6 protein-coding genes are annotated in these 16226 nt (G+C 74.7%); all 6 read left to right on the top strand.

The window, feature by feature from the left end:
- Positions 1-20 precede the first annotated feature (20 nt).
- On the top strand, positions 21-1256 hold the full coding sequence (locus AC07D6_RS11365) for a beta-ketoacyl-[acyl-carrier-protein] synthase family protein (RefSeq protein WP_479043458.1): 1236 nt from the start codon (positions 21-23) through the stop codon (positions 1254-1256).
- Positions 1256-2341, top strand: a complete 1086-nt coding sequence (locus AC07D6_RS11360) for a beta-ketoacyl synthase N-terminal-like domain-containing protein (protein WP_315880027.1) — start codon at positions 1256-1258, stop codon at positions 2339-2341. The genes AC07D6_RS11365 and AC07D6_RS11360 overlap by 1 nt, the downstream gene beginning before the upstream one ends.
- A 141-nt stretch (positions 2342-2482) precedes the next feature.
- Entirely contained in the window at positions 2483-3229 is a 747-nt protein-coding gene (fabG, locus tag AC07D6_RS11355) for a 3-oxoacyl-[acyl-carrier-protein] reductase (protein ID WP_315880028.1), read from the top strand.
- 33 nt (positions 3230-3262) lie between these two features.
- The gene (locus AC07D6_RS11350; protein WP_479043457.1) at positions 3263-3973 is read left to right on the top strand and encodes a DsbA family protein; all 711 of its coding nucleotides are present in this window, start codon (positions 3263-3265) and stop codon (positions 3971-3973) included.
- A 101-nt stretch (positions 3974-4074) separates the two neighbouring features.
- Positions 4075-15393: an amino acid adenylation domain-containing protein gene (locus AC07D6_RS11345; RefSeq protein ID WP_479043456.1), complete on the top strand. Its 11319-nt coding sequence runs from the start codon at positions 4075-4077 to the stop codon at positions 15391-15393.
- The gene (locus AC07D6_RS11340; protein WP_479043455.1) at positions 15390-16217 is read left to right on the top strand and encodes an ABC transporter permease; all 828 of its coding nucleotides are present in this window, start codon (positions 15390-15392) and stop codon (positions 16215-16217) included. Before AC07D6_RS11345 ends, AC07D6_RS11340 begins: the two co-directional genes overlap by 4 nt.
- Positions 16218-16226 lie beyond the last annotated feature (9 nt).

Genomic DNA, 16226 nt, shown 5'->3' with positions numbered 1-16226 from the left:
CCGGACGACGGGAGCGCAACGTGTACGACAACGACCAGCGGCCGCCGCGCCGAGTGGTGATCACCGGGCTCGGCACGATCAGCAGCATCGGACTCGGTGTCGCGGCCTTCCTGGACGGACTGCGGTCCGGACGCAGCGGGGTCAAGCCGATCACGGCCTTCGACACGACCGGTTTCGCGCACGCCAACGGGTGCGAGGTGGACGACTTCGACCCGGCCGAGTGGATCCGGCGGGTCGACCCCGACGAGCTGGGGCGGGCCACCCAGTTCTCGGTCGCCGCCGCCCACCTCGCGGTGGCGGACGCGGGCCTGTCCCTGGAGGAGCTCAGGGAGCGCCGGGCGCTGGTCTCCGTCGGTACCACCGACGCGGAGGCCCGCGACCTGGACGCCCTCGTGGACGTACAGCTCAGGGAAGGCCCCGAGCAGCTGCCGCCCGGCGTGGTGCGCCGGGCGCAGGCGGGCCGGCTGTCCACCGGCATCGTGCGGGAGCTGGGCCTCACCGACGTCGAGGCCCTCACCATCCCCACCGCCTGCGCGGCCGGCAACTACGCCATCGGCAACGGGTTCGACGCCATCCGCGGCGGCGAGGTGGAGGTCGCGCTGTGCGGCGGCGCCGACGCGGTGTGCCGCAAGACGTTCGCCGGGTTCTACCGGCTCGGCACCATCGCGCCCGAGGTGTGCCAGCCGTTCGACAAGGACCGCAAGGGCCTCCTCACCGGCGAAGGCGCCGGCATCCTGCTGATGGAGAGCCTCGAATCGGCGCGGGCGCGCGGCGCCCGGGTCTATGCCGAGGTGCTCGGGTACGGGCTCAACTGCGACGCCCACCACCCGGTCGCACCCGACCAGGGCAGCCTCGCCCGGTGCATGGAGGTCGCGCACCGCAACGCCGGGGTGAAGCCCGAGGACATCGACTTCATCTCGGCGCACGGCACCGGCACCCGGGCCAACGACGTGACGGAGGCCGGGGCCATCCGGCAGGTCTTCGCCGAGCCCCCGCCGACGGTCTCCATCAAGTCCATGATCGGTCACTCCATGGGCGCGGCCAGTGCCCTCGCCTCCGCCGCCTGCGCGCTGGCCATCACCGAGGGCTTCATCCCGCCCACCATCAACCACCGGGAGACCGACCCGGAGTGCGGCCTGGACTGCGTACCGAACGAGGCGCGGCCCGCCGAGCTGAACGTCGTCCAGAACAACGCGCTCGCGTTCGCGGGCAACAACGCCGTGCTGATCCTCGGCCGCCACCGGGAGGCGGAGTGATGTCCCCACTGGTCCTCTCCGCCTGGTCGGCGGTCTCTCCGTACGGGGTCGGCAGCGCCTCCTTCAGCGAAGGGATCACCGCCGGACGCAGCGCCGTCGGGGCGCTGGACCGCACCGCGCACCCCGGGCCCTTCGAGCGCGGCGCCCTGGTCCCGGACTTCTCCGCCGCCGAGCACGTCGGCAGGAAGGGCACCCGGACGATGGACCGGGTGACCGCCCTCGCCGTCACCGCGGTCGGCCGGCTGCTGGCGTCCTGCGACGCCGAACCGACCCGGCGGCCCGAGCAGACCGCCCTCGTCCTGGGCACCGGCTCCGGCAGCGTCCAGAGCATCATGGACTTCACCCGCGACTCCTTCGCCGGCGAGCGGCCGTACCACGTCGACCCGGCCCGCCTCCCGAACACCGTGATGAACCGGGCGGCCGGGCAGAGCGCCATCTGGCACGGCATCAAGGGGCCGAACACCACGATCGCGGGCGGCTGGCTCACCGGGTTGCTCGCCCTGAGCTACGCGGTGCGGCTGCACCGCGGCGGGCACTGCGCCAGGGTGCTGTGCGGCGCCGCCGAGGAGTACTCCACCCAGCGGGCCTGGCTCGAATGGCACGGCCGCACCGCCGAGGAGCGGTCGGCACCGCTCGGCGAGGGCAGCGCGGTGTTCCTGTTGGAGACGCCCGAGGACGCGGCGGCAGCCGGACGGTCACCGCTGGCCGGCATCCGGACGACCCGCTTCCGGGCGTTCGGGGAGCAGGGCGAGGCCCGCGCGGCCCTCGCCACCTGCGTACGCGACGCCCTGGAGACGACCGGCGTGGCCGCCGAGGCCGTCCGCCTGGTGGCCCCGCTCGGGGCCGGCGGCGAACTCGCCGCCCTGGAGGAGGCAGGCGTCACCGACGCGCTCGGCGCGACGGACCCCCGCTGGATCCGCTGCCGCCCCCTGCTCGGCGACACCTCCGCCGCCTCCACCAGCCTGCAACTCGCCGCCGTCCTCGCCACCGTCGGCGAGTCGGGCCTGGCCCCCGGCGAAGCCGCCCTGGTCACCGGCGTCGAACGCGACGGCACCGTCGGCTGCGCCCTGATCACGGGCGTGTAGGCCGCACCCCGGCACCACGCCGGCCCCGGTCACACACCGGCCCGCCGCGTCACGGGGCCCGCAGCGGGGCCGCGAGCGGGCCGGGCCGGGGCCCGGCAGCCACCGTCCCCAGCACTCCCAGCCAACGTGGAGGCATCAGCAATGTCCGCAAACGACCGTCCCGTCGCCCTGGTGACCGGAGGCTCCCGGGGGATCGGCCGTCACGTGGTGACCCGGCTCGCCCGGGACGGGTACGACGTGGCGTTCTGCTACCAGTCGAACAAGGAGGCCGCCGACGCCGTGGCCGAAGAGGCCGGCGCGGCCGGGGCACGGGTGTACACGGCGCAGGTCGACGTGGCCCGGCACGACGCCGTGCGCGGCTTCGTGCGCGACGGCGAGAAGGCGCTCGGCCCGCTGCGCACGGTCGTCTCCTGCGCCGGCATCGTCCGCGACAACCCGCTGGTGATGCTCTCCGAGGCCGACTGGGACGCGGTGCTGCGGGTCAACCTCGACGGCACGTACAACGTCTGCAAGGCGGCCGTCTTCGCCATGATGAAGCGCCGTACCGGATCGGTGGTCACCCTGTCCTCCGTCTCCGGCGTGTACGGCAACGCCGCGCAGACGAACTACTCGGCCACCAAGGCCGGGATCATCGGGTTCACCAAGGCGCTGGCCAAGGAGTCCGGCCGCTACGGCATCCGCGCCAACGCCGTCGCCCCCGGCTTCATCGAGACCGACATGCTCTCCGGCCTCGCCGACGACCACGTCGCGAAGATGACCGAACGCATCCCGCTCGGCCGGTTCGGCCGGCCCGAGGAGGTCGCCGACCTGGTCGCCTTCCTGGCCTCGGACCGCGCCTCCTACATCACCGGCCAGGTCCTCGGCGTCGACGGGGGCCTCGTCGTCTGAGTCACCACCCCACGAGGAAAGCGGAACACCGCCATGCCCAAGAAGAACAAGACGCCGCGCTTCTACTTCTCCCTGCGCAGCCCCTACTCCTGGCTCACGCACCGGGAACTGTCCCACCGCCACCCCGAGCTGGTCGACCGGCTCCGCTGGGTGCCGTGCTTCGAACCGGACGCCGAGAGCACCCGCCTCCTCGCCGAGCAGGGCGGCACCTTCCCGTACTCCGAGATGTCCCGCGAGAAGAACCGTTACGTCCTCCAGGACGTGGGCCGGCTCACCAAGGCCCGCGGCATCACCGTGACCTGGCCCGTCGACCGCAAGCCCGTGTGGGAGGTGCCCCACCTCGGCTACCTGGTCGCCGCCCGCGAGGGGCGCGGCCAGGAGTACGTCGCGGCCTGCTACCGGGCCCGCTTCGGCGAGGGCCGCGACATCTGCGACCGCGCCGTCATCGCCGCCATCGGCGCCGGGCTCGGCCTCGACGGGCGGCGGCTCGCCGACGCGAGCGACGACCCCGAGGTGCGCGCCGAGGGCGTGCGCGCCCTGCTCGACGTGTACGAGGACGGCGTCTTCGGGGTGCCGTTCTTCGTGCACGGCTACACCCGCTTCTGGGGCCTGGACCGGTTCGACGCCTTCGTCGAGCACCTCCGCACCAAGGCCCTGCCCGCCACCTCCGTACCGGAACCGGTCGTCGGCGCGGTCGGCCTCGGCCGGTCGGCCGACGACGGGCACGCGGGCGGCTGCGGCTGACCCACCGGGCCGGGGTGGGCGTCAGCTCGCAGTCAGCCCGCTGTCAGCGCGCTCGTCGACGATCGACGGGTGAACTCGATGACCTTCGCTAGGGGATTGGTATGACGACTCACGTCCACACGGCCGGCCTGCCGCTCACCGCCGGGCAGAAGGACATCTGGTTCGACGAGAAGCTGTCCGGTGGCGGTGCCACCTACAACACCGCCATCTACTGGGACATCCGCGGCCCCCTCGACCAGCGGCTCTTCCGCGCCGCGCTGGAACGGCTCGTGGAGGAGTCCGAGTGCCTGCGCGTCCGCTTCGCCGACGTGGACGGCGAGCCCCGGCAGTTCGTCGAGGAGCTCACCGAACTGCCGCTGACCGTCACCGACGTCAGCGGCGCCGACGACCCCGTGGAGGCGGCGCGGGAGGCGATCCGCGCCGACCTCCGCGTCCCGCTCGTGCCGACGGCCGACCCGTACGTGCCGCTGTTCCGGCTGAGCGCGTTCACCCTCGCCGAGGACCGCACGTTCTTCTGCCTCCTCAACCACCACCTCGTCTCCGACGGGTTCAGCTACGTCATCTACTGGCGGCGGCTGTCCGCCCTCTACGAGGCGATGCTCGCCGGCACCTCCCTCGACGAGGGCCGCTTCCCGCCGCTGAGCACCCTGATCGACGCCGAGGCCGCCTACGGCGACTCGCCGCGCGCCGAGCGCGACCGCGCCTACTGGGAGGAGCGGTTCGCCGACCGCCCCGAGCCCGTCAGCCTCGCCACCCGCGACGCCGAACCGGCCCAGGCCTTCCGGCGCGAGGAGACCGTCCTGCCGGAGCGGACCACCGACCGGCTGCGCGGCGTCGCCTGGGACGCCCGGGTCACCTGGCAGACCGTCCTGGTCGCCGCGCTCGGTGCCTACACCCGGCGGACGGTCGGCACCGGCGACGTCCTCCTCTCCCTGCCCGTGACCGCCCGGGTCGGCGGCACGATGCAGGGGATACCCGGCATGGTCGTCAACTACGTGCCGCTGCGGCTTTCCGTGACGCCCGGCATGACCCGCGGCGACCTGCTCACCGCGACGTACCGAGCCTTCTCCCAGGCGCTCAGGCACCAGCGCCACAGGGTCAGCCGCATCCGCCGCGCCATGGGCCTGTCCAGCGACGACCGGCGGCCGTTCGGCCCGTTCATCAACATGATGCCGCAGGTCGAGAAGTTGGCCATCGGCCCCTGCGACGCCACCCTGTACAACCTTTCCACCGGCCTCGTCGACGACCTGGAGTTCACCGTCGCCGACAAGGGCGCCGACGGCATCGGCATCGACCTCAGCGGCAACGAGTCCCGGTACGGACAGGCCGAAGTGCGCGCCCACCTGCGCCGCTTCACGGACTTCCTCGACCGCTTCGTCACCGTGGCCGCCGACGCGCCCCTGGACGCCCTCGACCTGCTGGCGCCCGGCGAGGCCGAACAGCTCGACGCGGCCCTGACCGGCCCGGTACGCGCCGAGCCCCACCGCGGCGTCGTCGAGCGCGTACGGGACCACGCCGCCGACCGCCCCGGCGCACCGGCCGTCACCGACGACGGCGGCACCCTGACGTACGCGCAGCTCGCCGGCGCCTCCAGCGCCCTGTCCCGCCGCCTCACCGGCGGCACCGGGCCGGTGGCCCTGCTCACCGAACCGGGACGCGACTTCGTCACCGCCGAGCTCGGCGTGCTCGGCTCCGGCCGTGCCTTCGTGCCGCTCGACCCGCGCGCCCCGCTCGCCCGCCTCACCGGCCTGCTCGCCGACAGCGGCGCCACCTGCGTGCTGGCCGACACGACGCACCACGCCCTCGCCCGGCGGGCGGCCGGCACCCTCCCCGTGCTCCTCCTCGACGGCGCCGAGGACCCCGCCGACGACCTCGCCCCCGTCGCGGGCGGGCCGCTGGACCTCGCGTACGTGATCTACACCTCCGGCTCCACGGGCCGGCCCAAGGGCGCCATGGTGCAGCGCGGCGGCATGGTCAACCACCTGCTCGCCAAGGTCGAGGAACTGGGCCTGGACCACACCGACGCGCTCGTCCACAACGCGCCCGTCACCTTCGACGTCACCGTCTGGCAGACCCTGACGGCCCTGCTCGTCGGCGGTCGCGTCCGTGCCGTCCCCCGGGACGCCGCCGCCGACCCGGACGCCCTGTTCGGCGTCATCGCGGACGAGCGCCTCACCGTCCTGGAGGTCGTGCCCTCCCTGCTGCGCGCCACCCTGGACGCCTGGGACACCACCGGGAACGCGCCCGAACTGCCCGCCCTGCGCTGGATGATCTCCAACGGCGAGGCGCTCCCCGCCGACCTGTGCACCCGCTGGTTCGCCCGCCACCCGCACATCGCGCTGGCCAACGTCTACGGCCCCACCGAGTGCTCCGACGACGTCACCCACGCCTACGCGCGCACCGCGGCCGACGTGCGGGCCGACGAGCCCTCCATGCCCATCGGCCGGCCGCTGCGCAACACCCGGCTGTACGTCCTCGGCGACGACCTGCGCCCCGTCCCGCAGGGCGTTCCCGGCGAACTGTTCGTCGCGGGCGCGGGCGTCGGCCGCGGCTACCTCGGCGACCCCGGCCGGACGGCCACCACCTTCGTGCCCGACCCGTTCGCCGCCGACGGCACCCGCATGTACCGCACCGGCGACCGGGTGGTGCTCCTCGCCGACGGGCAACTGCTGTTCACCGGGCGCCGCGACCACCAGGTCAAGATCCGGGGCCAGCGCATCGAGTTGGGCGAGGTCGAGTCCGCCCTCCGCGCGCTGCCGACGGTCTCGGACGCCGTGGCCGCCGCCGTCACCGACCCGGCCGGGCACCAAAGGCTGGTCGGCTACGTCGTGACCGACGCCGACGCGGCCGTCGTGCGCGAGCGGCTCGCCGAAGCACTGCCCGAGCACATGGTGCCGTCACTGCTGCTCCCCCTGCCCGAGCTGCCGCTGACCCCGCACGGCAAGGTCGACCGCAAGGCGCTGCCCGCCCCCGACTTCGCCACCGCCCACACCGCGGGCGCGCCCCGCTCCGACGCGGAACGCGTCCTGTGCGAGGTGCTCGCCGAGGTCCTCGGCCTGCCCCGGGTCGGCGTGGACGACAGCTTCTTCGCCCTCGGCGGGGACAGCATCAGCGCCATCCAGGTCGTCAGCCGCGCCCGGAAGGCGGGGCTGACCGTCACCTCCCGGGACGTCTTCCAGCACCGCACCCCCGCCGCCATCGCGGCCGTCGCCCACCTGTCGGGCCGGCGGGCGGAGGCGGTCGTCGAGGACGGCGTCGGCGAGATCCCGCTGACGCCCGTCATCGACCAGTTCCGCGAGGAGGTCTCCCACCTCCCCGCCGCCACCCGCCAGTACGCCCAGTACGTGACCGTCTCCGTCCCCGACGGCGCCGACCCCGCCCGCCTGGAGACCGTCATCGGCGCCCTCCTCGACCGGCACGACGCGCTGCGCATGCGGCTCACCGCGCCCGTGCCGGGCCTGTGGAACCTGGAGGCGCTCCCGCCGGGCGCCGTGGCCGCCTCCGACGTGTTCGGCACGGTCCGGGTGCCGGCCGGCGCCGACCCGGACGCGGTCCTCGCCGAGCAGGTCGAGGCCGCCCGCGCCGAGCTGAGCCCCGAGGACGCCAGGCTGGTGCGGGCCGTGCTCCTCGACGCCGGCCCCGCCGAGCCCCGCAGCCTCCTGCTCGTCATCCACCACCTGGCCGTCGACGGGGTGTCCTGGCGCATCCTGCTCGGTGACCTGGAGGCCGCCTGGCACGCCGTCACCGCGGGACGGGACATCCGCCTCGACCCGGTCCCCACCTCGTACCGGCGCTGGGCACGCATCCTCACCGACCACGCGCGCACCGCCGCGCGCGTCGCCGAACTCCCCCTGTGGAGCGCCCAGTACGACGGCGACGCCGTCGAGCTCGGCGAGCGTCCCCTCGACCCCGCCCGCGACGTCCACGGCACCGCCGGCAAGCTGCGGGTCGAACTGCCCGCCGACCGCACGGCGGCCGTCCTCGGCCGCGTACCCACCGCCTTCCACGCCGAGGTCAACGAGGTCCTGCTCACCGCCCTCGCCCTCGCCCTCACCGACCACGACCGCCGCCGCACCGGCCGGCCCGCGACCCGGGCCCTGGTCGAACTGGAGGGCCACGGCCGCGAACACCTCGGGGACGACACCGACCTGTCCCGCACGGTCGGCTGGTTCACCAGCGTCTTCCCCGTCGGCCTCGACGTCGGTGACCTCGACCGGGCGTCCGCGTGGAACGGCGGCGACGCCTGCGGCACCGCGCTCAAGCGGGTCAAGGAGGCCCTGCGCACCCTGCCCGACCACGGCTTCGGCCACGGGCTGCTGCGCCACCTCAACCCCCAGACCGCCGGTGCCCTCGCCCGCCGCGCCACCCCCCGCACCGGCTTCAACTACCTGGGCCGCTTCAGCACGGACGCGGGCGGCGACTGGTCCATGCGGGCCGGTGCGTCCGGCCTCACCGCCGCGCCCGACACCCCGCTGCGGCACGTCCTGGAAGTCGTCTCGATGACCGAGGACCGCCCCGAAGGGCCCGTGCTCGTCGCCGAATGGACCTGGGCGGGCGGCCTCCTCGCCGAGGACGACGTCCGGCGCGTCGCCGACGACTGGTTCCGCGCCCTCGACGCCCTCGCCGCGCACGCCGGCCGGCCCGGCGCGGGCGGCCGCACCCCCTCCGAGTTCCCGCTGGTCACCGTCGCCCAAGCGGAGATCGAGGCGTACGAGAACGACACCGACGGGCTCCAGGACATCCTGCCGCTCTCCCCGCTCCAGCGCGGCCTGCTCTTCCAGGCGCAGTTCGACCGGCACGGCACGGACGCCTACACGCTCCAGGTCGTCATGGACGTCGACGGTCCGCTCGACCGGTCCGCGCTGCGCGCCGCCGTCGCCGCCCTCCTCGACCGCCACCCCGGCCTGCGGGCCGCGTTCCGCGAGCGGGACGCCGGCGACCCGGTCCAGCTCGTCCCCGCCGCCGTCGAACTGCCCTGGACCGAGGTCGACCTGACCGGCGTCCCGGCGGCGGACGCCGACGCCGAGGCGAAGCGGCGCACCGACGAGGAGTGGCTGCACCGCTTCGACGTCACCCGCGCCCCGCTGACCCGCTTCACGGTCTACCGGCTCGGCGACGCGCGGCACCGCGTCGTGTGGACCACGCACCACATCCTGGTCGACGGCTGGTCGCTGTCCGCCGTCCTCGCCGAAGAGCTGGTCACCCTCTGGTCCAACGGCGCCGACCCGTCCGCGCTGCCGCCCGTCGCACCCGTACGGGACTATCTGGAATGGTCCGCCGCCCAGGACAAGGAGGCCGCGCGGGAGGCCTGGCAGAAGGAGTTGGCCGGCATCGACGAGCCGACCCGGCTCGGCCCCGCCGACCGGAGTCGCGTCTCCGTCCTGCCCGCGACCCTCTCCGTCGACCTGCCCCAGCCACTGACCGACGCCGTCACCGCCTGGGCCCACGCCAACGACCTGACAGTGAACACCGTCGCGCAGGGCTGCTGGGCCGTCGCCCTCGGGCGGCTCACCGGCCGGCAGGACGTCACGTTCGGCGCCGTGGCCTCCGGACGTCCCGAGGAACTCCCGGACGTCGAGCGGATGGTCGGCGCCTTCATGCACACCCTTCCCGTACGGGTGAAGCTGGACCCGTCGCTGACGCTCGGGGCGATGCTGGCCGACCTCCAGGAACGCCAACTCCGTCTGGAGCGGCACCAGCACCTCGGCCTCGTCGACGTCCAGCAGGGCGCCGGGATCGGCGAGCTGTTCGACACGGTCGTCAGCTTCCACAACTACCCCTCCGGGGTGCTCGACCGCATCGGCGAGCGCATCCCCGGGCTGAGCACGCGCGCCTGGGAGTCCCGGGTCATCGCCGAATACCCGTTCGCTCTGGGGGTGTTCCCCGCCACGCGGACCGGTGAGCCGATGCGCCTGGAGGCCCAGTACCGGCCCGACGTCTTCGACGCCGGCGAGGCCGACGCGGTCCTCCGGAGGTTCGTCCGCGTCCTGGAGACCCTCGCCGCCGCACCCGACACCACGCTCGGCACCCTCGACGTGCTCGGCACCGACGAGCGCCGCCTGCTGCTCGACGACTGGTCCGGCGCGGCCACCACGGCCGTGGCGGCCACCACGCGGGCCACCGACGTCTTCGAGGCGCGCGCCGCCGCCGCGCCGGACAAGGAGGCCGTCGTCCTCGGTGACGAGCGGGTCGGCTACGCGGAGCTCGACGCCCGCGCCAACCGCCTCGCGCGGCTCCTCGCGGACCGGGGCGTGGGTCCCGAGCAGGTCGTCGCCGTGATGCTGCCGCGCACCCCCGAGATGGTGGTGACCGCCCTCGCGGTCCTCAAGGCGGGCGCCGCGTACCTGCCCGTCGACCCCGCCTACCCCGTCGACCGTGTCGCCCACATGCTCGACGACGCCCACCCGGTCGCCCTGCTCACCGACACGGCGACCGCCGGACGCGCGGCCGACCTGGGGGTCGACGCCCTGGTCCTCGACGAACCCGGCACCGCCCAGCGGCTTGCCGCACTGCCCGGCACGGCCCTCACCGACGCCGACCGGGCGGGCCCGCTGCGCCCCGAGCACCCGGCGTACATCATCTACACCTCCGGCTCCACCGGCCGGCCCAAGGGCGTCGTCGTGGCGCACACCGGGCTGCTGGGCATGGTCCACAGCCTCGTCGAGCGCTTCGGACTCGACACCGACACCCGCGTGCTCCAGTTCGCGTCCTTCAGCTTCGACGCCTCCGTCTGGGAGATCATGCTGGCGCTGCTCACCGGCGGCACCCTGGTGATCGCCGACGAGGAGTGCCGCACCCCCGGCGCACCGCTGGTCGACCTGATCAACCGGGCCCGCGTCAACCTCGCCGGCCTGCCGCCCGTCGTCGTCGGCGGACTGCCCGAGGGCAGCACCCTCCCCGCCGACCTGCGGCTGGCCGTGGCGGGCGAGGCCGTCCCCGCCGAGATCGTCGAGCGCTGGTCGGCCCACGTCCGGCTCTACAACGGCTACGGCCCCACCGAAGCCGTCGTCAGCTCCACCGTCAGCGGCCCGCTCACGGGCACCGGACGCCCGCCCATCGGCCGGCCCACCACCGCCCACCGCGCCTACGTCCTGGACCGGCACCTGAGGCCCGCGCCCATCGGGGTCGTCGGGGAGCTCTACGTCGGCGGCGGCCTCGCCCGCGGCTACCTGGCCCGCCCCGGGCTCACCGCCCAGCGGTTCGTGGCCGACCCGTTCGGCCCCGCCGGGGAGCGCATGTACCGCACCGGCGACCTGGTGCGCTGGCTGCCGGACGGCGAACTGGACTACGTCGGCCGCGCCGACGACCAGATCCAGCTCCGCGGCTTCCGCATCGAGCTCGGCGAGATCACCTCGGCGCTGCTGGCGCAGGACGGCATCGAACAGGCCACCGCGATCGTCCGCGAGGACGAGGCGGGCGACCGCCGCCTGGTGGCCTACGTCGTGGCCGCCGACCCGGCCGCGCTGTCCGACTCCTCGCTCAGCGGCACCCTGCGCGAACGGCTCGCCCGGTTCCTGCCCGACTACATGGTGCCCTCGGCGGTCATCGCCCTGGAGGCCCTGCCGCTCACCCCGCAGGGCAAGCTCGACCGCAAGGCGCTGCCCGCGCCCGACCTCGCCGGAGCGGCGCGCGGCCGGAGCCCGCGCACCCCCGTCGAGGAGATCCTCTGCGGCCTGTTCGCCGACATCCTGTCCGTACCGCACGTCTCCGTCGACGACGACTTCTTCGAGATCGGCGGACACTCGCTGCTGGCGACCCGGCTGATCAGCCGCGCCCGCACCGCCCTCGGAGTGGAGCTGCCGATCCGCGCCCTGTTCGAGGCGCGGACCGCCAGCGCCCTCGCGGCCGTCGTCGAGGCCGCCGCCCACGCCCGGCCGCCCCTGCGGCCCGCGCCGAAGGACACCGAACGCCCCCTGTCCTTCACCCAGCGGCGGCAGTGGTTCCTCAACCGCCGCCAGGAGCGCGCCGACGGCGCGTACAACACGCCGATGGCCTTCCGCCTGACGGGCCGGCTGGACACCGCCGCCCTCCAGGCCGCCCTGACCGACGTGGCCGAGCGGCACGAGGTCCTGCGGACCGTCATCCCCGACACCGACGGCGTGCCGTCGCTGCGGGTGCTCGACGCGCGCACCGGCGGGCCCGCGCTCAAGGCCCGCACCGTCACCGAGGAGGGGCTGGCCGACGCGCTGGCCGCCGAGGTCGACCGGGGCTTCGACCTCACCGTCGAACCGCCGCTGCGGGTACGGCTGCTGTCCACCGGACCGGACGAGTGCGTGCTGCTGCTGGTCTTCCACCACATCGTGTTCGACGGCTGGTCGATCGTGCCGCTGCTCACCGACGTGTCCACCGCCTACCGGGCCCGGTGCGCCGGGCGCGCCCCGCAGTGGGCGCCGCTGCCGGTGCAGTACGGGGACTACGCGGTCTGGCAGCGGGAGCTGCTCGGCTCCGAGGACGACCCGGACAGCGTCGTGTCGGGGCAGTTGGCCTTCTGGCGGGACGCGCTCGCGGGCCTGCCGGAGGAGCTGGCCCTGCCCAGGGACTTCCCGCGCCCCGAGGTGGCCGGGTCCGCCGGGGACGTGGTGATGTTCGACCTGGAGCCCGAACTGCACGGCGCGCTGGTCGAGATCGCCCGGCAGACCGGGACGACCGAGTTCATCGTCTTCCAGGCCGCCCTGTCGGCGCTGCTGACCCGGCTGGGCGCCGGCACCGACATCCCGCTGGGCGTCTCGGTCGCCGGACGCACCGACGAAGCGCTCAACGACCTCGTCGGCATGTTCATCAACTCCCTGGTCCTGCGCGGCGACACCAGCGGCGACCCCACCTTCCGCGAGCTGCTCGACCGGCTCCGGGAGACCGACCTCGCCGCCTACTCCCACCAGGACGTGCCGTTCGACCAGGTCGTCGACGCGCTCAAGCCGGCCCGTTCGCTGTCCAGGCACCCGCTGTTCCAGGTCGTGCTGAGCGTGCAGAGCCACGGCGACCAGCCGCTGGCGCTGCCCGGCCTCACCGTGAAGCCCGAGTACGTCGGCTCCGACCGGGCCAAGCTCGACCTGGTCATGGAGCTGCTGCCGTGGCCCGGCGAGGACGGCATGCGCGGCCTGTTCAACTACAGCACCGACCTGTTCACCCGGGCCACCGCCGAGCGCATGGTCGCGCAGTTCCAGCAGGTGCTGCGCACGGTGGCGGCCGACCCCGACGTCCGGCTCAGCGGCCTGGAGCTGCTGACCGGCGAGGAGCGGGAGCGGGTGCTGCACACGTGGAACGACGACACCGCCCACGAGGTGCGGCCGATGACGGTGCCCGACCTGTTCGCCGACCGGGTCGGCCGCACCCCGGACGCGCCCGCCGTCGGGACGGGCGCCCACGCCCTGACCTACGCCGACCTCGACGCCCGCTCCCACCGGCTGGCCCGCCACCTGATCGCGTCGGGTGTCGGCCCCGAGCAGGTCGTCGCCGTCGCGGCGCCCCGGCCCGCCGACCGGGCCGTGGCCGTGCTGGCGGTGCTCAAGGCGGGCGCGGCCCACGTACCGCTGGCGGCGGACGAGCCGGCCGGCCGGATCAAGGCGCTGTTCGCCGACGTCCGCCCGGTGTGCGTCCTGACCACGGCGGGCCTCGCGGGCCGGCTCCGCAGCACCGGCGTGACCACCGTGGTCCTCGACGGGCCGGAGGTGCGCGCCGGCTCGGCCGCGCCGGTGACCGACGCCGACCGCACGAGCCCGCTGCGGCCCGAGCACGCCGCCTACCTCATCCGGACCGAGGACGCGGCGGGCCGCCCGCGCGGCACCGTGGTGGAGCACCGGGCGGCCGCCGGCCACCTGGCCTGGGCGTTGGAGACCGGACGGGCCGCGTCGGCGCCCGACCTGCTCGCCCCGCTGCTCGCCGGTACCGGCGCACCGGCCGCGGAGCCGCTGCCGCTGGACTGGGCGACGCCGCCGACGTTCACCCCCGGCCGGGGAGCCCGGAACGCCCGGGCGTACGTCCTGGACGAGTGGCTCGCCCCCGTGCCGCCCGGCGTGACCGGCGAGCTGTACGTCGGTGGCCCCCACCTCGCCCGCGGCTACGCGAACCGTCCGGGCGCCACCGCGGAGCGGTTCGTGGCCGACCCGTTCGGCCCGGCGGGCTCGCGGCTCCACCGGACCGGCGTGCGCGTGAAGTGGGACACGGAGGGGAACCTGCTGGCGCCCGACGCGCCCACCGCCCCGCCGTCCCGTGCGGACAGGTCCGCCGGGACGGCCGAACAGCGACTCAGCCCGGCGGAAGAGGTGCTGTGCGGAATCGTGGCGGACGTGCTGGACGTGGAGTCGTTCGGTGCCGAGGAGAACTTCTTCGAGGCGCGGGGGGCGAGCATGGACAGCATGAAGTCGCTGCGGCTGGTGAGCCTGGCGCGCAAGGCGGGGCTGGAGGTCAGCATCGCGGACGTCTTCGTCCACCAGACGGTCCGCGCCCTGGCGGCCACCCTGACGGCGAAGCCGCCGACGGCCCCGGCGCCCGCGCCGGAACCGGCCCCGGCGCCCGCCCCCCGCCACAGCACCCGCGTCATGGCGGACGCCATCGACGAGACCGACCGCCTCGGCCACGCCGACCCGTTCGCCCCGGTGCTGTGCATCAAGCCGACCGGCAGTCGCCCGCCCGTCTTCTGCCTGCACAGCGGCGTCGGGTTCGCCCTGTCGTACCTGCCGCTCGCCCGCCACCTCGGCGAGGAGTACCCGCTGTACGGCATCCAGGCGCCCTGCGTCGTCGCCGGCGCGCCGCTGCCCGGCAGCATCGAGGAGATCGCGACCGACTACATCCGGATGATCAAGGAGGTGCGGCCCGAAGGCCCCTACCACCTGCTCGGCTGGTCCTTCGGCGGACTGCTCGCCTACGAGATCGCCGTCCAGCTCCGGCTGGCCGGGGACGAGGTCGGCCTGGTCGCCAACCTGGACGCCTACCCGCGCACCGGCGTCAGCGACGAGCGGGACGAACAGAGCCTGCTCGCCTGGCTCCTGGAGGGCGTCGGGCACCACCGGTCCGAGTTCGGCGACCGCGACCTCGTCGTCGGGGACGTCCTCGACGCGTTGCGGCGCGACGACAGCCCGATGGCCCGCATGGGGGAGCAGCGCATGACCCGCATGGTGGACCTGATGATCCGCCACCAGTCGCTCAACACCCGCTACCGGCCCCGCGACTTCGACGGCACGATGCAGCTCTTCCTCGCCGAGCGGTCGGCGTGGGGCGAGGCCGGCGTCGGCCAGGTGGAGAAGGGCCCCGACAAGGACCGGCTCTGGAAGCCGTACTTCAGCGGCGACCTGCGCGTCCACCGGCTCGCCTGCACCCACGACGACATCCTCGACCCCGGCCCGCTCGCCGAGCTCGGCCCGGTCGTCGCCGCCGAACTGGACCGGCTCCACCAGCAGCGGGAAGGACGTGACGGGGCATGACGACCGCGACGTACACCGAGACCGGCCGCCCCGGCGCTCCGGTCGCCCTGCTCACCGAGGTCCTCGCCGTCACCGGCCGCCGGCTGCGCCACCTGGGCCGGGCGCCGGGACGCGTCATCGGCGTGGCGCTCAGCCCGCTCGTGTCGATGGTGATGCTCGGCTACCTCTTCCGGGACGCCATCAGGCTCCCGACGGGCGGCGAGTACGGCGAGTACGTCTTCGCCGGCGGCGCCGTCCAGGTCGCCCTCGCCTGTGTCGGGCCCACCGCGATCTCGGTCGCCATGGACTTCAAGGGGGGACTGGTCGACCGGTTCCGGTCCCTGCCCATCAGCCGGTCCGCGGTGCTCTTCGGGCACACCCTCGCGGACCTGCTGGTGGGGCTCCTCGGGCTGGCCGTGGTCACCGGCGCCGGGCTGCTGCTCGGCTGGCGGACCCGCACCGGGGTCCTGCCGACGCTCGCCGCGTTCGGGCTCATCGTGCTCTTCGTGTACGCGATGCTGTGGCTCGGCGTCCTGCTGGCGACGACGCTGCGCAACGTGGAGACCATCAGCGTCGTCACCCCGTTCATCGTCGTGGTCCTGCCGTTCCTGTCCAACGCCTTCCTCGCCCCGCAGTCCATGCCCGCGCCGATCCGCCCCCTCGCGGAGTGGAACCCGCTCAGCGCCGTCATCGCGGCCTGCCGCGACCTGTGGGGCAACCCGGTGGCGCCGGGGGGCGGCTTCCCCGCCGAGCACCCGGTGGCCGTGGCCGTCGTGACGCTGGGCGCGCTGTTCGCCGTCTGCTCCGCCGTGAGCCTTCGCCGCTACCGCACCGCGGGCTCCTGACCCCGCCGC

This window comes from Streptomyces sp. NPDC045287 (assembly GCF_056432325.1).
The sequence above is the reverse complement of the archived record's forward strand: the minus strand, read 5'-3'. Positions and strand labels throughout refer to the sequence as shown.

Excerpts from the sequence above, each read along its gene's own strand:
- AC07D6_RS11345 (WP_479043456.1), top strand. The coding sequence starts at position 4,075 with ATGACGACTCACGTCCACACGGCCGGCCTGCCGCTCACCGCCGGGCAG.
- fabG (WP_315880028.1), top strand. The coding sequence starts at position 2,483 with ATGTCCGCAAACGACCGTCCCGTCGCCCTGGTGACCGGAGGCTCCCGG.
- AC07D6_RS11360 (WP_315880027.1), top strand. The coding sequence starts at position 1,256 with ATGTCCCCACTGGTCCTCTCCGCCTGGTCGGCGGTCTCTCCGTACGGG.
- AC07D6_RS11340 (WP_479043455.1), top strand. The coding sequence starts at position 15,390 with ATGACGACCGCGACGTACACCGAGACCGGCCGCCCCGGCGCTCCGGTC.
- AC07D6_RS11350 (WP_479043457.1), top strand. The coding sequence starts at position 3,263 with ATGCCCAAGAAGAACAAGACGCCGCGCTTCTACTTCTCCCTGCGCAGC.